Origin of the sequence: Streptomyces sp. 6-11-2 (genome assembly GCF_006540305.1) — a bacterium.
GTDB lineage: Bacteria > Actinomycetota > Actinomycetes > Streptomycetales > Streptomycetaceae > Streptomyces.
Genome location: NZ_BJOR01000001.1, coordinates 489,021 through 508,261 on the forward strand (window position 1 = coordinate 489,021; position 19,241 = coordinate 508,261).

12 protein-coding genes are annotated in these 19,241 nt (G+C 72.3%); 6 read left to right on the forward strand and 6 right to left on the reverse strand.

Annotated elements, in window-relative coordinates; genetic code table 11:
- Positions 1–220: 220 nt before the first annotated feature.
- From TNCT6_RS02290 to TNCT6_RS02300, 3 genes are all read left to right on the forward strand, one after another.
- Entirely contained in the window at positions 221–1,591 is a 1,371-nt protein-coding gene (locus TNCT6_RS02290) for a bifunctional o-acetylhomoserine/o-acetylserine sulfhydrylase (protein WP_141356032.1), read from the forward strand.
- A complete protein-coding gene (locus TNCT6_RS02295) occupies positions 1,588–2,748 on the forward strand; it encodes a homoserine O-acetyltransferase (RefSeq protein WP_141365977.1) in 1,161 nt (386 codons plus the stop codon). The genes TNCT6_RS02290 and TNCT6_RS02295 overlap by 4 nt, the downstream gene beginning before the upstream one ends.
- 86 nt (positions 2,749–2,834) lie before the next feature.
- The gene (locus tag TNCT6_RS02300; protein WP_141356034.1) at positions 2,835–3,632 is read left to right on the forward strand and encodes an N-formylglutamate amidohydrolase; all 798 of its coding nucleotides are present in this window, start codon (positions 2,835–2,837) and stop codon (positions 3,630–3,632) included.
- A 202-nt stretch (positions 3,633–3,834) separates the two neighbouring features.
- Here TNCT6_RS02300 and TNCT6_RS02305 read toward each other — a convergent pair whose 3' ends face one another.
- The 3 genes from TNCT6_RS02305 to TNCT6_RS02315 are packed head-to-tail and all read right to left on the reverse strand — an operon-like array spanning position 3,835 to position 6,418.
- A complete protein-coding gene (locus tag TNCT6_RS02305; protein ID WP_373996143.1) occupies positions 3,835–4,350 on the reverse strand; it encodes a hypothetical protein in 516 nt (171 codons plus the stop codon).
- The gene (locus tag TNCT6_RS02310; protein WP_141356036.1) at positions 4,347–4,922 is read right to left on the reverse strand and encodes an RNA polymerase sigma factor; all 576 of its coding nucleotides are present in this window, start codon (positions 4,920–4,922) and stop codon (positions 4,347–4,349) included. Before TNCT6_RS02310 ends, TNCT6_RS02305 begins: the two co-directional genes overlap by 4 nt.
- Positions 4,923–4,981: 59 nt before the next feature.
- The gene (locus tag TNCT6_RS02315) at positions 4,982–6,418 is read right to left on the reverse strand and encodes a S8/S53 family peptidase (RefSeq protein WP_141356038.1); all 1,437 of its coding nucleotides are present in this window, start codon (positions 6,416–6,418) and stop codon (positions 4,982–4,984) included.
- Between the two features lie 158 nt (positions 6,419–6,576).
- Between TNCT6_RS02315 and TNCT6_RS02320 the strand changes: the two genes are divergently transcribed.
- Together TNCT6_RS02320 and TNCT6_RS02325 are read left to right on the forward strand one after the other, a co-directional pair.
- Positions 6,577–9,141 (forward strand): CHAT domain-containing protein, encoded by a 2,565-nt coding sequence (locus tag TNCT6_RS02320; RefSeq protein ID WP_253266371.1) that lies wholly within the window; start codon positions 6,577–6,579, stop codon positions 9,139–9,141.
- Positions 9,142–9,424: 283 nt separating this feature from the next.
- Complete coding sequence (locus TNCT6_RS02325) at positions 9,425–12,451, forward strand: M36 family metallopeptidase (protein ID WP_172632777.1); 3,027 nt, start codon at positions 9,425–9,427, stop codon at positions 12,449–12,451.
- An 81-nt stretch (positions 12,452–12,532) separates the two neighbouring features.
- On the opposite strand, the gene TNCT6_RS02330 is transcribed toward TNCT6_RS02325, so the two are convergent.
- From TNCT6_RS02330 to TNCT6_RS02340, 3 genes are all read right to left on the reverse strand, one after another.
- Positions 12,533–13,720, reverse strand: coding sequence for a helix-turn-helix domain-containing protein (locus TNCT6_RS02330; RefSeq protein ID WP_141356044.1), 1,188 nt, complete (start codon positions 13,718–13,720; stop codon positions 12,533–12,535).
- A gap of 229 nt (positions 13,721–13,949) precedes the next feature.
- Positions 13,950–15,131 (reverse strand): ROK family protein, encoded by a 1,182-nt coding sequence (locus TNCT6_RS02335; RefSeq protein ID WP_141356046.1) that lies wholly within the window; start codon positions 15,129–15,131, stop codon positions 13,950–13,952.
- Positions 15,132–15,390: 259 nt separating this feature from the next.
- Positions 15,391–17,508, reverse strand: a complete 2,118-nt coding sequence (locus tag TNCT6_RS02340; RefSeq protein ID WP_373996231.1) for an OmpL47-type beta-barrel domain-containing protein — start codon at positions 17,506–17,508, stop codon at positions 15,391–15,393.
- A gap of 563 nt (positions 17,509–18,071) precedes the next feature.
- On the opposite strand from TNCT6_RS02340, the gene TNCT6_RS02345 reads away from it, so the two are divergent.
- Positions 18,072–19,094 (forward strand): multicopper oxidase domain-containing protein, encoded by a 1,023-nt coding sequence (locus TNCT6_RS02345; protein ID WP_141356050.1) that lies wholly within the window; start codon positions 18,072–18,074, stop codon positions 19,092–19,094.
- Positions 19,095–19,241: the final 147 nt, after the last annotated feature.

The following is a 19,241-nucleotide window of genomic DNA, read 5'->3' on the forward strand; positions in this document are numbered from 1 at the left end:
AGCCGCCGCCACGTCGACTACGGACGTGTCACCAGCACGGGTTGTCGCCTCACCGGCTGACGAGCCCGCGGACCGCCGTCGCGTCACGGCCCTCGGGTCCTCCGTCGTTTCTCTCCCTCATCTCGTTCATCCCGCGGTTCCCGCACGCGCTCACGCATGCCCCGGGACCCGCGGCACACCCGTGGCATTCCGCGCCACCGCACTCCGTACGAGGAGCACCATGAGCGACCCCACCCAGCCCATCGACGCCGTCGCCGCCGGTCACACGCCCGACGAGGCGTCCGCCGGGCCCGACACCTCCGCCTGGTCGTTCGAGACCAGGCAGGTCCACGCCGGGGCCGCGCCCGACCCGGCGACCGGCGCGCGGGCGACACCGATCTACCAGACGACGTCGTTCGTCTTCCGGGACACCCAGCACGCCGCCGATCTGTTCTCGCTCGCCGAGCCCGGCAACATCTACACCCGCATCCACAACCCCACCCAGGACGTGTTCGAGCAGCGGATCGCCGCGCTCGAGGGCGGAGTCGCCGCGGTCGCGCTGTCCTCCGGGCAGGCCGCGGAGACGCTCGCGCTGCTGACGGTCGCGCGCGCCGGCGACCACGTCGTCTCCAGTACGTCGCTGTACGGCGGCACGTACAACCTGTTCCGGCACACCCTGCCGAAGTTCGGCATCGAGGTGTCGTTCGTGGACGACCCGGACGACCCGGAAGCCTGGCGGGCCGCGATCCGGCCGCACACCAAGGCGCTGTTCGCGGAGACGCTGGGCAATCCGCGCGGCAACGTGCTGGACGTGCGGGCGGTCGCCGACGTGGCGCACTCGGCGGGCGTGCCGCTGATCGTGGACAACACGGTGCCGACGCCCTACCTGCTGCGCCCGATCGAGCACGGCGCGGACGTCGTGGTGCACTCGGCGACCAAGTTCCTCGGCGGGCACGGCACCGCGATCGCGGGGGTCGTGGTGGACGGCGGCACCTTCGACTTCGGCGCGCACGCCGACCGTTTCCCGGACTTCACCGAGCCCGACCCCAGCTACCACGGTCTGCGCTACTGGCCGGCGCTCGGGCCGGGCGCGTTCGCCGCCAAGCTGCGGGTACAGCTGCTGCGCGACCTGGGACCGGCGCTGTCCCCGCACTCGGCGTTCCTGCTGCTTCAGGGCGTGGAGACGCTGAGCCTGCGCATCGAGCGGCACTCCGCCAACGCGCAGGCGCTCGCGGAGTGGCTGGAGCGGCGCGACGAGGTGTCCGCGGTCCACTACGCGGGGCTTCCCTCCAGCCCCTGGTACGAGGCGGGGCGCAAGTACCTGCCGCGGGGCGCGGGGGCGGTGGTCTCCTTCGAGCTGCGCGACGGGGTCGCGGCGGGCAAGCGGTTCGTGGACGGGGTGGAGCTGTTCAGCCATCTCGCCAACATCGGCGACGTGCGCAGCCTGATCATCCACCCGGCGTCCACCACGCACAGCCAGCTGGACGAGGAGCAGTTGGCGGCGACCGGGACCGCGCCGGGTCTGGTGCGGCTGTCGGTCGGCATCGAGAGCCTCGCCGACCTGAAGGCCGATCTGAAGGCCGGCTTCCGCGCGGCCAAGGGGGCGTCCTGAACAGCGTGCTCGCCTCCCCCGCGGACGCACTCCCCCGCCCGCCGGCCTCCGGGGCCTGGCGGGCGGGGGATCCGCCGGGGCGCCGTCGGTGGCACGGCCTCCGCAGGCCCCTGCCGCTGGAGGCGGGGGGTGAACTGGCGGGCGTTCGGCTGGCGTTCGAGACGTGGGGCAGTCTGGCCCCGGACGCCTCGAACGCGGTGCTGGTGCTGCACGCCCTCACCGGCGACAGCCATGTCACCGGGCCGGCCGGTGCCGGTCATCCCACGCCGGGCTGGTGGGAGGGGCTGGTCGGGCCGGGCCGGGCGCTGGACACCGACCGGTGGTTCGTCGTCGCGCCGAACGTGCTGGGCGGCTGCCAGGGCAGTACGGGACCGGCCTCGCCGCGACCCGACGGGGCGCGGTGCTGGGGCGGGGCCTTCCCGTTCGTGACCCAGCGGGACCAGGTGGCAGCCGAGTTGGATCTGGCGGACGCGCTGGGCATCGAGAGGTGGGCCCTGGTGGCCGGCGGCTCGATGGGCGGGATGCGGGCCCTGGAATGGGCGGTGTCGTACCCGGAGCGCACGGGTGCCCTGCTGCTGCTCGCCACGACGGCGGCGGCGAGCGCGGAACAGATCGCCTGGGCGAACGTCCAGTTGCACGCCATCCGCAGCGACCCGCACTGGCGCGGCGGCGACTACCACGACACCGGCCTCGGACCGCACGCCGGCCTGGGACTGGCCCGCCGGCTCGCCCATGTCACCTACCGGAGCGAGCCCGAACTCCAGCTCCGTTTCGGCCGTTCCCCGCAGGGCGCGGAGCACCCGTGGCACGGCGGGCGCTACCAGGTGGAGTCCTACCTCGACCACCACGCGGGCAAGCTGGTACGGCGGTTCGACGCGGCCAGCTACGTGGTGCTGACCGAGGCGATGAACGCCCACGACGCCGGTCGTGCCCGGGGCGGTGTGCGCGCCGCCCTGGGTCGGGTGACCGCCCCCACGCTGGTGGCCGGGGTCGACTCCGACCGCCTCTACCCGCTCGCCCAGCAGGCCGAACTGGCCGACGGCATCCCGGGCGCCGACCGCCTCCGGGTGGTCGAGTCGCCGTACGGCCACGACGGCTTCCTGATCGAGACGGAGCAGGTGGGAGGGTTCGTGCGGGAGCTGCTGGGGGCGGTCTGAGCCGCGTTGTCAGTGGGGTGCGGCAGGATCGAGGGGCCATGGCGCCGAGACCGCGTGGCGAGGCGAAGAGAGACAGGAACAGCCCCATGCCCGACACCCCACCGTCCTTCGAACTGCTGCCCGGTGCCGCCGAGTCGCCGGTGATCCTGCACGTGCCGCACGCGGCGCGGGCGATACCGGACGGTGTCCGGGCCGGGATCGTGCTGGACGACGCGGCGCTTGAGCGGGAACTGGACCACATCACCGACGCGTACACCGACCGCATCGCCGAGGCGGCGGCCGAGTTGGCGGGCCTTGCGCCGTGGCGGTTCGTCAACCGGCTGTCGCGGCTGGTGTTGGACCCGGAGCGGTTTCCGGACGAGCGGGAGGAGATGCTCGCCGTCGGGATGGGCGCGGTGTACACGCGGACGACGCACCGGGAAGTCCTGCGGCCGGCGGACACCGACCCGGAGCCGCTGATCGAGCGGTACTTCCGGCCGTACGCCGAGGCGATGGCGAAGGCCGTGGCCGACCGGCTGGCCGCCACCGGGCGGGCCGTGATCATCGACGTGCACTCCTACCCCGGCGCCGCGCTCCCCTACGAGCTGCACGGCAGTGGTCCGCGGCCGCCCGTGTGCCTGGGCACCGACTCCTTCCACACCCCGGCCGAGCTGACCGGGCTCGCCCGTGCGGCGTTCGCGCGCTGCGGCGGGACGGGACTGGACAGCCCGTTCAGCGGCACGTACGTCCCGCTGGAGTTCCACGGCGAGGACGCCCGCGTCGGCGCCCTGATGGTGGAGATCCGGCGGGACACGTACATGACCGAGCCGGGCGGCCCCGCGGGCCCCGGCCTCGACCGGCTCGCCGGGGCGCTGGCCGCCCTCGTCGACGGTCTGGGCCGCTGACCTCCGGCTGGAGCACGCCGCGACGAGCGGTGCGGGCTTGGCCGGGGTGACCGTACGACGCGGGAGCGGGGGCCGAGTCACTGCTCGTCCGGCTGCCGGGGCCGCGGCTCGCGGTCCCGGCGACCGGATCGTCTGGCGGCGGAGGACGATGATCCGCGGCCCGCGGTCCCTGCCGGTCAGCCGGTGAGGCGCGCCGGACCGGTCACGCCCGCAGCCACTCCGTGACCACGACCTCGCCGCCCGCGCGCAGCCGCAGCGCGAACGGGCCGGCGGGCGGCGCTTCGCCGGTGAACCGGCCCAGTTCGTCGGCGGTGAGCGCGGGGCCCGGCCGCCGCGGGCCGGCCAGCACCTCGATCCGGGCCTGCTGCGGCGGCAGCACCTGCCCCATCAGCCCGTCCCCGGTGACCTCGACGTCCACGGTCAGCTCACCGGCCTGGAAGGTCAGCATCCGCGGTGTGTCCGTCGCGCCCCGGACCGGAATGGAGTCGACCAGCGAGTCGAAGGTCAGCTCCGCGATCCGGGCGTCGAGGTCACGCAACGCGTAGGCCTCGACGGCGAGTTGACGCAGGCTGTCGGGCACCGGGTCGAGGACGGCGGCGGCCTGCCGCAACTCCTCCTCCAGGCCCGCGACCACTTCCTCCTCGTCGAACGGTTCTTTCCCGCCGAGGAGTTCGTCGCCGTTGCGGTCGTTGTCGTGGGTGTCGCTTCCGTCGCTCACGCTGTCCCCCGTGCGTCGAGTCGTGCGCGCAGACGCCTCAGACAGCGCTGGCGCAGTGGTCCGATACTGCCCACGGCCACGCCGAGGGCCGCGGACACCTCCTGGTAGCTCGGCGGCGGCGAGGCGATCAGCACCCGCAGCAACTGGCGGCAGCGGTCGCCGAGTTTCTCGAACTCCTGCCACAGCCTGCGGATCCGCTCGCTCTGTGCGGCGGCCTCCTCGGAGTCGAGCAGCGACTGCTCGGGCGTACGGTCCTCGCTGACCCGGTCCAGCAGCTGCGGATCGCTCGTCACCGTCAGCCGGCTGAGGCTCCTCAGCGTCTTCAGGCACTCGTTGCGCGCGGTGCTCGCCAGCCACGAGCCCGCCTTGTCGGGCTCCCGGATCCGCCCGAGGTGCTGGGCGAAGCGGAACCACACGGTCTGGTACACCTCGTGTCCGTCGGCGTCCGAGAGCCGGTGCGCGCGCACGACCGACCACACGAGCGGACTCAGCCCCTCCACCAGTGCCTTCCAGGCCGCAGCGTCACCGTCGACGGCGGACTGGACGAGCAGGCCGACTTCTGCACGATCCACGAACTCACCCCTCGAATACGGCCTGTCATCGTACGCCGTGGAGGGGACTGTTCCGGACCTCATGCCGGCGGGGCGAGCCGGACCACGGGGACCGGACTCCAGGTCGGCGGACGCAGTGCCGGGACGTGCGCCCCGCGTACTTCCGCGTATTCGGTGTTCGCCCCGAGCACTTGGCGCCGGGCCGCGCGCGGGTCGCGCTCCTTGTGTGCGGTCATGTGCGCCGCGATCATGCCGGCGGCCACGGGGGTGGCGAAGGAGGTGCCGCTCCACTGCGCGAAGCCCTCGAACATCACCTGGTCCGCCGTCGCCCGAGGGCTCTGCTCCGCCTCGCTGAGCACCCCGGTGTGCCGCGGGGACTGGCAGGTGCAGGCGTAGGAGAAGCCGAACCGGCACGCGTCGTAGGTGGAGTGCTGGTAGACGTACGGCACGGGCGACTGAAACCCGGTGAGGGCACTGGTCAGACGCTCGCCCGGGGCGTACGCCTTCACCCAGGCCCCGTGGTTGCTGAAGCAGGCGCCGTGCTCGCCGTCGCCGCGCAGGGCGCCGACCGACAGCACGGACTCGGCGTAGTCCGGCAGGCCGGCGTAGGCCGCGGGCCAGAACGGGGTGCCGCTGGCGTTGTTGCCGGCGGCCGCGACGAGCAGGGTGCCGCGGGCGCGCAGTTCCCGCATGAAGGCGTCCACCCCGAGCAGGCCGTCCGTGCGGCCGTTGGAGGTGCCGGCGGACAGGCTGAGGATGTCGGGCCAGCCGCCCGCGTCGACGGCTTCGAACAGCCGGTGGCCAAAGTCGGACTCCAGGACGGCGCCTGCGTCGTTGAGGGTGCCGCGCACGGTGATGTCGGTGTTGGGGGCGACGGCCGCGACCAGCCCGGCGATGAACGTGCCGTGGCCGACGTACTGCTGGAGGACGCCGGCGTCGTCGGTCTCCTCCACCTGCGCGTCGCCCTGGACGTGGGCCAGCATCGGGACCGCGCGGTAGTCGTGCATGAGGCCGGTGTCGACGACGAGGACGCCGACGGCGGTGTCCCCGTCGTAGGCGGTCTCGGCGGGCGCCGGGTTGGGGCCCTGGGCGAGCGGGGCGGGCACCGGCTCGTCGCCGGGGCAGGCGTTGACCGCGATGGACACCACGTGGTTGCGGCTGATCAGCCGTCTTCCGGCTCTGCCCTCGTGCTCGCGCAGGGCGCGCAGCGCGTGCGTGACGGCGAGGTCGCCGCCGCGGTCGCCACGGCCCGGGTCGCCGACCTGGATACGGGTGATGCCGGTGCGGTTGCTCTCCGGGCCCGCCCGGCGGACGCGGTCCGCGGTCAGGCCGGGCGCCGCGGTGAAATGCGTGCGGACGGTGTCCTCGACCAGGCGGGCCTCCTCGCCGTCGCGGGCGAGGACGACGCCCTTCTCGTAACAGAACTCGGCGGCGTCGTCCGGGCCCATCGCGAGCGGCACGTCCGGCATCGAGCGCTGGATCTGAGCGAACTGCTCACGGAATCGCTGAGGTGCCATGGCGTGTCCTCCCGTTGGTGCGACGGTCGTCAGTCTGAGCCGTGGGGCTCACACTTGATACAGCGCCAACCGGCATGCGCCGGTTCCAGGCGCCCCACCAGGCCACTACCATCCGACGCGTGACAGCGGGAAGCGACTCGGTCCTCGAACTGCTGCCCATGGTGTTCGCCGCGCCGGGCGAGGCCCTGGCGCGGGCCCGTGGGCTGCTGGAGGCCCGTCCGCCGCCGCTGCACGGCTCCGTGGCGCACCAGGTGATCGGCATCTGGCAGCGGGACTTCGGCGACACCCGGCTGGCCTTGCGGCATCTGCGGCGGGCCCGGGATCTGGCGGCGCGCGCCGACTCGGCCGAGCGGGAGGCCGACGTACTGGCCACGCTGGGGGTCGCGTTGGTGCACGCGGGGCGCACGCGGCAGGGACTCGTGGCATTCGAGCGCGGGGTCGCGCGCGGGACGGGCCACACCCGGGCGCGGGTGCTGTTCCGGCGGGCGTACGTGTGGTGGGTGCTGGGCCGTCACCGTGAGGCGCTGGAGGACGTACGGCGGGCGATTCCCGTGCTGCGGCAGGCAGGTGACGTGATCTGGACGGCGCGGGCGCTGACGCTGCGGGCCACGGTGCACCTGGCGCTGGGCGCGGTGGAACGGGCGGACGCCGACTTCACCGCGGCGCAGGCGCTGTGGGACACCACCGGCCAGGAGCACGACAAGGCCGACGCCGTGGAGAGCCGGGGACTGGCGGCGTTCCGGCAGGGCGACATCCCGGCGGCGCTGCGGCTCCTCGACGAGGCCGAGGAGCAGTACGCCAAGCTCGGCACGCCGACGTTCATGCTGGACATCCGGCGCTGCGAGGTACTGATGGCGGCCGGTCTCGCCCCCGAGGCACTGGCCGGGGCGGACGCGGCGATCGCCGAACTGGACGGCATCGGCGGCCAGTCGACCCGCAAGGCGGAACTGCTGCTGGCCGCGGCGCGGGCGGCGCGGCTGGCGGACGACCCGCACACGGCGACCGCGCGCGCGGCGCTGGCCGTGCGGCTGTTCGCCGGGCAGCGGCGCACCTGGTGGGAGACGCACGCCCGGCTGGTGCTGATCGAGGCCCGGGTGGCCGACGGGCGCCGCTCGGGGCGGCTGGTCGCGGACGCCGCGGCGGTGGCCGAACGGCTGGCCTCCTTCGGCTCGCCTGCCGCGCCCGAGGCGTCGCTGCTGGCGGGCCGGATCGCGCTCGCCCTGGGCCGGCCGGCGGACGCCGAGAGCCATCTCGCCGTCGCCGCGCGCAGCCGGTGCGGCGGACCGCCGCTCGCCCGGATGACGGGCTGGGCGGCGCAGGCGCTGCGGGCGCGGGCGGCGGGTTCCCGCCGAGGTGTGCTGGAGGCGTGCCGACGCGGTCTCGACGTGCTCGACGACCACCGGATGACGCTGGGCGCCTCGGAGTTGCGTGCCCGGGCGACCGCTCAGGGCGCCGAACTGGCCGCGCTGGCACAGGAGTCGGCTCTCGCCTCCGGTGAGCCGCGGCGGCTGCTGGTGTGGAGCGAGCGCTGGCGGGCCACCGTGCTGTCCGCGCCGCCCACCCGGCCGCCCGCCGACCCGGCCCTGCTCAGCGGGCTGACCGCCTTCCGTGAGATCGCCGCCCGCGCGCAGGACGCCCGCCAGGACGGCCACCCGGTGCCCGCCCTGGAACGCGAACAGCGCCGTCTGGAGCGGGAGATCCGCTCCCGCACCCTGCGTCTGCGCGGCGACGCGCCGGGCGGCGGCGACCGGTTCGACCCCGGCCGGCTGCTGGCGCGGCTCGGGGAGGCGCGACTGGTCGAACTGGCCGTGCTGGACGGGCGGGTGCACGTGCTGCTGTGCGGCGGGGGGCGGGTACGGCGCTTCGAGGCCGGGCGGCTCGCGGACGCGGTGACGGAGGCCGAGCACGTGCAGGCGGGACTGCGGCGGCTGGCCCACCCGGGGGCGGCGGCCCGGCTGCCGCTGGTGGAGGCGGCGGGGCGCCGCCTGGAGGAGCTGCTGCTCGGCCCGGCCGCCCGGCATCTGGGCTCCGGGCCGGTCGTGGTGGTGCCGCCGGGCTCGCTGCACCGGGTGCCGTGGGCGCTGCTGCCGTCACTGCGGGAGCGGGTGCTGAGCGTGTCGCCGTCGGCGAGCAGCTGGCTGCGCGCCCACGAGACCGAACCGCCGCTGGGGGGCCGCCGGGTGCTGGTGCGCGGGCCGGGTCTGGCGACCGGGGGCGCGGAGGTGCCCGAACTCGCCGACCGCTACGGCACGCCGACCGTGCTGGAGGAGGCCGACGCGCACGTGTCGCGGGTGCTGCGGGAGCTGGACGGGGCCACGCTCGCGCACATCGCCGCGCACGGCGCCTTCCGCGCGGACAGCCCGCTGTTCTCGTCGCTGACGATGGCCGACGGCCCGCTCATCGTGCACGACTTCGAGCGTCTGGACCGCAGCCCGTACCGGATCATCCTGTCCTGCTGCGACACCGCCCGGTTCGCCTCAGTGGGCGCCGACGAACTCCTCGGCCTGGTCACGGCGTTGCTGCCGCTGGGCACCGCCGGGGTGGTGGCGTGCAGCGCCCCCGTCAACGACGAGGCGGTGGTTCCCCTGATGCTCGCCCTGCACAAGGGCCTGGACGCCGGACTCTCCCTGGCCGAGGCTCTGCGCGACGCACGGGCCGCGCTGCCGGACGACGCGACACACCAGGCGACGGGCTGGGCCTTCGCGGCATTCGGCGCGGCCTGAGACGGAGGAGGGGGCGGGCCGGGCACGAGGGCATGAGTGCTGGTCGGGTCGATCGCCGCCGCCCGTCGGCGTCCGGAACCTCACCATTCAACCCGGCGATCCGACGCCATCCGGCGGCGGCCCCTGGCGGAACTCTGCATTGTCATGTTTCCGCCATGCACGATCATTCCGGCGGTGCCGCGCCGCGTGCCACTCTCCGCGAGTGCCGGACGGGCAATCCCCGTCCGGTCCTTCCATGAGGAGAGGGGTACGAGTGCGCACATACTCCACACGCTCCACACGTGTGCGGCGGACCGTCCTGGCGGTGGCCACGGCGTGCATCGTCGCGGTGATCCAGACACCGTCCGCCGGTGCGGACCCAGGCCCGGCTCAGCCGCGGTCGTCGGACTCCGGCGCGGGCACACCCGGCGCCCACCGCCACGGAAAGGCCGACAAGGACCTCCCCGGGGCCCACAGAGCCCCGTCGAGCAAGGCAAGAGGCGCGGCCACCAAGGCCGGCGCCCGGGTGAGCTGGAGCCGGTACGGCACCCCGACCACGGTCGTGCCGGAGGGCGACGGCACCGCCCTGGCGAAGGGGCTGCCGGCCAAGCCCGAGCAGACCGCCCGAGCCTACCTGAAGGCCAACGCGGGCCTGTTCGGCATCCCGGCCGACCAGGTCGACGACCTCAAGCTGGTGTCGAGCACCCCGATCGGCAAGGGCGCCGCGGTGCTGCTCGCCCAGGAGGTGGACGGCAAGCCGTTCGGCCGGGACGGCCAGGTCTCCGTGGGTGTGGTCGACGGCACCGTGGTCAGCGTCACCGGCGCACTGGCACCGGTCACCGGCGCACCGAAGGCGGCGACCCTGTCGGAGCAGGACGCGATCAAGGCCGCGCTGGCCGATGTGGGGATGGCGCCCGGCAAGCTGACCGCGGCGGACAGCGCCGACAAATGGCGGAAGTTCGAGGCCTCGGGCCTGTCCGGACAGCAGATCGTGCGCCCCGTCGTGATCGCCGACCCCGACGGCACCGTGCGCTCGGCCTACCAGGTGCAGGCCGGTACGGCCGGCGAGGAGCCGGAGCTGTACGACAGCGTCGTCGACGCCCGCACCGGCGAGGTGCTGGCCCGCCGGTCCCTGGTCGAGGACGGCGTCGCGGACGGCCACGACGGCAATCCGCAGTGGAAGGTCTTCCCCTTCTCTCCCCCACTGGACGACTCGTCCACCGACACCCGCGAGACCTGGTGCTGGGTGGCCGCCCCCGGCTGCGACCGCGTGATGAGCGACTCCGCCCCGGGCACTCCGCACCACGCCTGGGACATCGCCTCCGGTGAGGGCGGCGGTACCTACGGCACCTCCTACAAGCTGGGCACCACGCTGGGCTCCAACGCCTTCGCCAGCGACGGTCTGACGGCCACCGGGCGCAACTGGCTCGGCATCGCCCCGGACGTGCGGGCCGACCGGGTCTACGACTACTCCTACACCGACGCCTGGCACGCCAGCGGCTGCGACCCGAAGGTGCTGACCGACCCCGCGAAGCCGGACCGCGACGCGGCGATCGGCAACCTGTTCGCCCAGCACAACGTGATGCACGACTTCTCGTACCAGCTCGGGTTCACCGAGAAGACCTGGAACATGCAGCACGACAACTACGACTTGGGCGGCAAGGGCGGCGACCCGGAGATGGGCGTGGCCCGCTCCGGCGGCAGCAACCCCAGCACCCGCAACAACGCCAATCAGAGCACCGGCGCCGACGGCGGCGTGGCCCTGACCAACATGTACCTGTGGCAGCCGCTGGCCGGCGCCTTCTACGGGCGGTGCGCCGACGGTGACTTCGACGCCTCCGTCATCGGCCACGAGTACACCCACGCCATCACCAACCGCATGATCGGCGGCGGCACCTCCGGCATCTCCGGTACGCACGGCGGCTCGATGGGCGAGTCCTGGAGCGACCTGGTCGCCACCGAGCGGCTGATCGAGACCGGCGCGGTCCCGGACGGGGTGGACCCGTGGGTGGTCGGCCCGTACGTGACGGACAACAACGAGCGCGGCATCCGCAACTTCGCGATCGACCGCAGCCCCCTCAACTACTCCAACTTCGGCTACGACATGGGCGGGGCGGAGGTGCACTCCGACGGCGAGATCTGGAACGCCGTGCAGTACGAGGTGCGTCAGGCGCTCGTCGGGAAGTACGGCGAGCCGTCCCAGAAGGTGCTCGCCTCGTGCGCGGCCGGTAAGACCTCGGTCGACGCCTGCGGTGGCGGCCGGCGCTGGATCCAGCTGATGTTCGACTCGTACCTGCTGATGGGCACGGGCAAGATCACCATGATCGACGCGCGTGACGCGATGCTCGCCGCGGACAAGATCCGTTACCACGGCGCCGACCTCGACGTCATGTGGGCCGCGTTCGCCAAGCGCGGCATGGGCATCGACGCCACCGCCACCTCGACCAGCGACACCCGGCCGCACGCGGACTTCGCCACCCCGACCGGCGCCAACGGCAACATCACCTTCAAGGTCGTCAACGGCGGGGACGAGATCCCCAACGCCCGGATCTACATAGGCCGGTTCAGCGCCCGGACCACGCCGATCGCCGGTACCGCGCCCGACCTCGGCAACAAGGCGCTGTTCACCAAGGGCCACTACGACGCGATCGCGGTCGCCCCGGGCTACGGCCTGACGCGGTTCGACTTCCAGGTCGACGACGCCTCCAAGCAGACCGTCAAGGTGAAGATGCAGCCCAACCTCGCCTCGGCGGCGGCCGGCGCCACCGCGACCGGCGACGGGTACAACGCGGCGAAGCTCATCGACGACGACGAGGGCACCAACTGGGCGTACGTCGGTGACAAGACCGGCACTTCGGTGACCGGCAAGGGCGTCTACGTCCACCTTGCCGTCGACGGCCCGACCAAGGTCCGCCGCATCCAGGTCAGCGCCGTCAACCGGCCGACCGACAGCAAGGACCCGGGCGGCGACACGGGCAGTCAGAGCCGCTTCTCGGCGCTGCGCCAGTTCGAGGTCTCGGCCTGCACCCGCACCGCGACCGTCGACTGCTCCCAGCCCAAGCAGTTCCACGTCGTCTATCTCAGCCCGGCGAACGCCTTCGACGCGCCGAAGCCGCGTCCGGCGGCACCGGACCTGCTCATGCGCAGCTTCGACATCCCGGCGACCACGGCCACCGACCTGCGCATCGAGGCGATCACCAACCAGTGCGTGGGCAACCCCGCCTACGCGGGCAAGCAGGACAATGACCCGAACAACGTGACGGACTGTGCCACCGGTTCCACGGCGGCGTTCAACGTCCGGGCCTCGGAGTTCCAGGTCTTCGAGAAGTGACCCGCCGGCGGCTCCGGTGCGTCCGCACCGGAGCCGCCCCGGGTGGCACCGGCTGATCCCGGGGCCCCGGCGCGACGGGCACTACAGCCAGCCGCGGTGGGAGGCCTCCCAGGCCAGTTGCATCCGGGTGCGGACCCCGGCGAACTCGATCAGGTCGCGGATGCGGCGCTGGACGGTGCGCAGGCTCGTGCCCAGCTGGCCGGCGATGGCGGTGTCCGTCAGTCCGGTGAGCAGCAGCGACAGCAGGAGCAGGTCCTCCGGCGGAGGGGTCCGGTCGGATACCGCCGCGCCGACCAGCCCGTCCTCGGTGAGCACCAGCGGGGAGGCGCCCGCCCACAGGCTCTCGAAGAAGGCGATCAGGGCGTCGAGCAGTGCGCCTGGGCGGACCAGGACGGCGGACGGCTCAGGCGCGGGCTCGGCGCCGGGGATGACGGACGGCCTGGCGGCGGGGGCGGGCGGCGGTTGGACAGGCGGATCGCCAGCCGCGTCGCCAGCCGCGTCGCCTGTCGGGGCTCCGGTCGGGTCTCCGGTCGGGAAGCCGGTCGGGTCTCCGGTCGAAGCGTCTGCCGGGCCGACCGTCGGATCGCCGGTCGGGACGCCCGCCTCCAAGGCGCCCGCGCCCGCGAACGGAGAGACCAGCATGGCCAGTTGCCGGTCGGCGACCACCATCTTCACCGGGACCTCCGCGGCGACCCGAGCCTGTTCCCCGCATTCGACGAACTCGCGGATCCGGTACACCTCGGGCGGCATCTCGAGCGCCGACGACTCGTAGACCGCACGGTACGTCACCCCCGAGGCCAGGACATCCAGTTGGGTGTCGTTGCCGCGGGACGGCACCGCCACGTTCGGTGGCTTGCACAGCGCCAGGATCTCGTCCCGGGCGCCGCGCTGAAGCTGGTCGAACGTCCGGGCCATCGCCTGTGCCCCGGTCACCGTCTCGACCGTCTCGACCGAGCCCCGGCGCCGGGTCTGGCTGCGGTACTCCTCGGTGAGCTCCGCCATCACCGACTGCGCGGCCTGCAACTCCTGCTGCCGGCTCAGCAGCAGCGGGCCGAGCGCCAGATCCGGCGGCGACGCCCGGAAGCGGTGTGCCGAACCCTCGGCGCGGCTCACCAGCCCCTTGGCCTCCAGCGTGACGAGGAGCCTGGCCGCCTCCCGCCCGGACAGACCGAGACGGCGGGCGAGCTGGGACGGCGTCGCCTCCGGCACCCTGACCAGGCTGCGGTACGCACGTACTTCCACAGAGTCGAGACTGGCGGTCTCGTACATGTCGCTCCTCTCCTCCTCCGGGCGTGCACCGGCCCTCACCGGTACCGGCTCCGGGCCGACGGAGCCGCCGGGGAAGAGATCTTGACGTGTCACCGTCCACTCGCGCCAGAGTGCGGGCGGCCATGTATCGCGCTCCCGCCTCCCCCGCACGGGCTACGGGCTCGTGCCCGCGCACCACGTCAGGGAGAACGGCGAACGCTCCGGCCGCGAGGATCCGGCCGTGCGGGGATCAGGCGGGTGAGAAGACGTGGTCGCTGATCAGCCGAGTGGCGCCGACGACGCCGGCGACCTGGCCGAGCTCGCCGAGGACGATCGGCAGGTTGCCGGTCGCCAACGGCAGGGACTGCCGGTAGACCTGGGTGCGGATGCTCGCCAGGAGGTTGTGGCCCAGTCCGGTCAGGCCTCCCCCGATGACCACGAGGCCGGGGTTGAAGAAGCTGACCAGACCGGCGATGACCTGACCGGTTCGTCGTCCGCCCTGGCGGATCAGGTCCAGGGACGCGGCGTCCCCGGCACCGGCGGCGGCCGACACGTCCTCGGGGGTCAGCCTCCTGGCCGCTTCGAGCCGTCCGGCCAGTTCCGTCGAGCGGCCGGACTGGGCGAGCGCGGTCGCGTCGCGGACGAGGGCGCTGCCGCCGAAGTACGCCTCCAGGCAACCGATGTTCCCGCAGGCGCACCGCGGCCCCTCCGGGTCCGCCTGGATGTGACCGATGTCGCCGGCGCTGCCGGTGACACCGCGATACACCTCGCCGCCGACGACGATGCCGCAGCCGATGCCGGTTCCGAGCTTCACGCACAGGAAGTCGCCTACGGACCGGGCGACGCCGGCCTGCTGCTCGCCCAGGGCCATCAGGTTCACGTCGTTGTCGACGAGGACGGGGCAGCCCAGCTCCTGGCTCATCGCCTCCCGGACGGGGAAGCCGTCCCAGCCGGGCATGATCGGCGGCGCGACGGGGACACCCTCGGGGAACCGGACGGGTCCCGGCACGCCGATCCCGGCGCCGTCGAAGTGTTCCGCCAGCCCCGCCTCGCGCAGCTTGCCGGCCAGGGCGAGCACCCGCTCGAAGACCGCGACCGGGCCTTCCCGCACGTCCAGTGTCTCGGCCACGTGGCCGAGGACGTCCAACTCGGCGTTGGTGACCGCGACGTCGACGGAGGTGGCGCCGATGTCCACGCCGAGGAACCGCAGCGACGGGGCGATCCGGACGTTGTGCGAGCGGCGGCCACCGCGGGAGGCGGCGAGGCCGTCCTGCACGACCAGGCCGGTCTCCAGTAGCCGGTCGATCTCGAAGGCGAGCTTGGAACGCGACAGCTCGACCTGCTCCCCCAGGGCGACCCGGGACTGCGGGCCGAGGTCGCGCAGGAGGCGGAGCAGCCGGGCCTGATGAAGATTGGCCGGTCGAGCCGTCATAGACCTCACGCCGCCCCCGTCATGGCAAGAACCGTTCGCATGCCCGGCACTTGGGGGGCACGACTTTGGAAAGGACCGTAGCACCGAGCCGCCGCCGATGAAAGAAACTTGTGCACCAACGAGTGGAACTTTCATCTGCGGATGGACAAAGCCGTGCGCGACAGCTTCATGGACCCGCCGCCGGAGGGTGCCCTGGCGGGCCGCTGAAGCGGCCCGCCAGGGCTCACGGCTCAGGCGGTGTCACCGCCCCGGCCGTGACTCACGCGCCGGAGGGCCCGCGGTTGGGCTTGCCGACGTCGGACTGACCCGCCGCCTTCTTGATCTCGGCGGCCTCCCGCTGGTCGATGACACCCTCGTCCCGCAGCGTCTGGACGACCTTTCCGACGTGGGAGACGAACGTGCCATGGTTCTCCCAGGCCCGGTTGTCCTCGATCAGCTCGTTGATCGTGCAGCCGTCGGCCGTGACGCGGTTGGGAACACCGGTGTTGATCGAACCGACGAACACGGTGGCCCGGTCGTCCCTTTCCGGACAGTCGGTCGGCGGCTCACTGTCGACGACGGTGAGGGACAACGATTTCGGCGTGGACGTGTTGCCGGCCTTGTCGGTGGCCCGGTAGAGGAAGGCATGGCTACCGGCCCTGTCGATCACCACCGGCGCCGAGTACTGGAGGTAGGGGCCGCCGTCGAGGGAGTACTCGATCCTGGCCACTCCGGACCCGGCGTCCGAGGCGGACACCGTCACCGTCGCGCTGCCCACGTAGTTGCCGGAGGCGTCCTTCGTCCCGGACACGGTCGCCGACGTCTCCGGCGGCGTCTTGTCCTCCGGAACAGCCGCCACCACGGTGAACTGCACCGACTTCACAGCCGACGTGTTCCCCGCCTTGTCCGACGCCCGATACGACAACGTATGCGCACCGACCTGGCTCACCTGAACCGGCGCCGAATAAGCCGCATAGGCCGCACCGTCCAGCGAATACTCGACCTTCGCCACACCCGACTCAGCATCGGACGCGGACACCGTCACCGTCGCACTGCCCACGTAGTTACCGGAAGCATCCTTCGTCCCCGACACCGTCGCCGACGTCTCCGGCGGCGTCCTGTCCTCCGGAACAGCCGCCACCACGGTGAACTCCACCGACTTCACAGCCGACGTGTTCCCCGCCTTGTCCGACGCCCGATACGACAACGTATGCGCACCGACCTGGCTCACCTCAACCGGCGCCGAATAAGCCGCATAGGCCGCACCGTCCAGCGAATACTCGACCTTCGCCACACCCGACTCAGCATCGGACGCGGACACCGTCACCGTCGCACTGCCCACGTAGTTACCGGAAGCATCCTTCGTCCCCGACACCGTCGCCGACGTCTCCGGCGGCGTCCTGTCCTCCGGAACAGCCGCCACCACGGTGAACTCCACCGACTTCACAGCCGACGTGTTCCCCGCCTTGTCCGACGCCCGATACGACAACGTATGCGCACCGACCTGGCTCACCTCAACCGGCGCCGAATAAGCCGCATAGGCCGCACCGTCCAGCGAATACTCGACCTTCGCCACACCCGACTCAGCATCGGACGCGGACACCGTCACCGTCGCACTGCCCACGTAGTTACCGGAAGCATCCTTCGTCCCCGACACCGTCGCCGACGTCTCCGGCGGCGTCCTGTCCTCCGGAACAGCCGCCACCACGGTGAACTCCACCGACTTCACAGCCGACGTGTTCCCCGCCTTGTCCGACGCCCGATACGACAACGTATGCGCACCGACCTGGCTCACCTCAACCGGCGCCGAATAAGCCGCATAGGCCGCACCGTCCAGCGAATACTCGACCTTCGCCACACCCGACTCAGCATCGGACGCGGACACCGTCACCGTCGCACTGCCCACGTAGTTACCGGAAGCATCCTTCGTCCCCGACACCGTCGCCGACGTCTCCGGCGCGGTGGTGTCGCCGCCGGCTGCGGGGGTGACGACGAGCTCGCCCGTCATCGACTGGTGGCCCGGCATCGCGCAGAAGTAGCGGTACACGCCGGGCTTGAGGTTGACTTCGGCCGTGTACTTGCCCCCGTTGGAATCGAAGGGGCTCGCGAAGATGTTGAGGCTGACGTCGTTGTTGTAGTCGGAGTTCGAGACGTCGAACGTCAACGTGTGGGGCATTCCGGTGGTGTTACCGGTCGCCGCGCTGTTCTCGAACACGATCGTCGTCGGTCCGGCCACCGCGGTGGTGGGGGCCGACGCGTACTTCGTGTAGTCGTCGCCGGCCGTCCAGGTGAGCACCTGGTTCGCCGCCTTCTCGGACCCGCGGCTCGCCGCCGCGTACGCGGCCGGCACGGCCAGCGAGAAGGCCGCGAGGGCGACGGCCACCAGCGCCACCAGCACCGGATGTGCGCGGAATCGGTTGCGTGGCGCTGATCTTGAGAGGGGCGGATCCGTCTTGGCATGGAGCAGTCTTCTGAACACCGCTGCACCTTTCGCGAATTCGCTTGTGCGGCACCGCGCAGGGACTCGCGGTCCCGTCTAGTGGATGTCCAGCCGCCGGGATGAGCGCGTCGAGGGGGTGGTCTCCCGGACCCAACCTCTCTCAAAGTGCGGCAACGTTGGGAAGCTACCGGGCTTTTGACTACTCGCCAAGGTCTATGGCCACAATCCAACCAACTTTGACCTGAGTCTGGAAAAACTGGAGGGGCGCCCGCTACGGTGAGGCGGTCCCGAGGCGAATCCCGTTCGCCCAGCCGTCCCGATTCCCGCCGTATCCGGCACATCGAGCCAGGCCGGACGGCTGCCACCGGAGTCCGATCCGACGACCGCCCGCCTGCCCCACGGGCCTGAAGCCCCGCGCACCACCGCCCACCGCCCTGACGGGACGGCTGCCGTCGGCGGCGGCTCACATCACCACCACGCGACGCCTTCGGGCCCGCACGCGTTCAGAGGATTGGAGAACGATGACCGACTCAGGCGCAGGTACGAGACGCTTCTCCCGGCGGGCCTTCGCCACCGGGGCAGCCGCTGCCGCAGTCGTACCCACGGTGCTCGGCATCACCGCGACCGCCGCCGCCCCGAAGGACAAGCCGGTGGAGGGGAACGGCCAGGGAAACAACAAGGGCACCGTCCGCAACCTGACCCTGTACATGGAGAAGCTGCCGAACGGGGAAATGGGCTACGGCCTGAAGCCGGGCGAGGCGACGATCCCCGGCCCGCTCATCGAGCTGACCGAGGGCGACACGATGAACATCGAGGTCGTCAACAACCTGGACGTCGCCGCGAGTCTGCACGTGCACGGCCTGGACTACGACGTCGCCAGCGACGGCACAAGGATGAACGACAGCGTCGTCGAGCCGGGCGGCCGGCGAACCTACGTCTGGCGCACCCACGCCCCGTCGAACCAGGGCGGGACATGGGAGGCCGGCAGCGCCGGCTACTGGCACTATCACGATCACAACGTGGGGACCGAGCACGGCACGGGCGGCATCAAAAAGGGCCTCTACGGCCCCGTGATCGTGCGCCGCAAGGGCGACGTGCTGCCCGACAAGCAGTTCACGGTCGTGTTCAACGACATGACGATCAACAACCGGGGCGCCCACGACGCGCCCACCTTCAAGGCCGTCCGCGGTGAGCGAGTGGAGTTCATCGTGATCACACACGGGGACTTCTTCCACACCTGGCACATCCACGGCCACCGCTGGGTGGACAACCGCACCGGTATCCTCCAGGGTCCGCAAGACGTGAGCCGGGTCATCGACACCAAGACGGTCGGCCCGGCGGACTCCTTCGGATTCCAGGTGATCGCGGGTGACCGGGTCGGCGCGGGCGCCTGGATGTACCACTGCCACGTCCAGAGCCACTCGGACATGGGCATGGCCGGTGTGTTCCTCGTGACCGAGGCCGACGGCTCGGTCCCCGGCGGCATGCCCCACCACATGGCCGAGGCCGACGGCTCGGCCGCCGACGGCATGCACCACCACTAGAAAGGCAGTGGCGGCGCCCTCGATCCGGGCTCCGCCCCCCAAGCCACGCCCGTCGTACCACCTGACGGTCCGACGGGCGTGTACGACTGCCGCCGGCCGGTCCTCACCCGCAAGGACCTGAGGCGAACCTGTCCTCGTCCCTCCGGC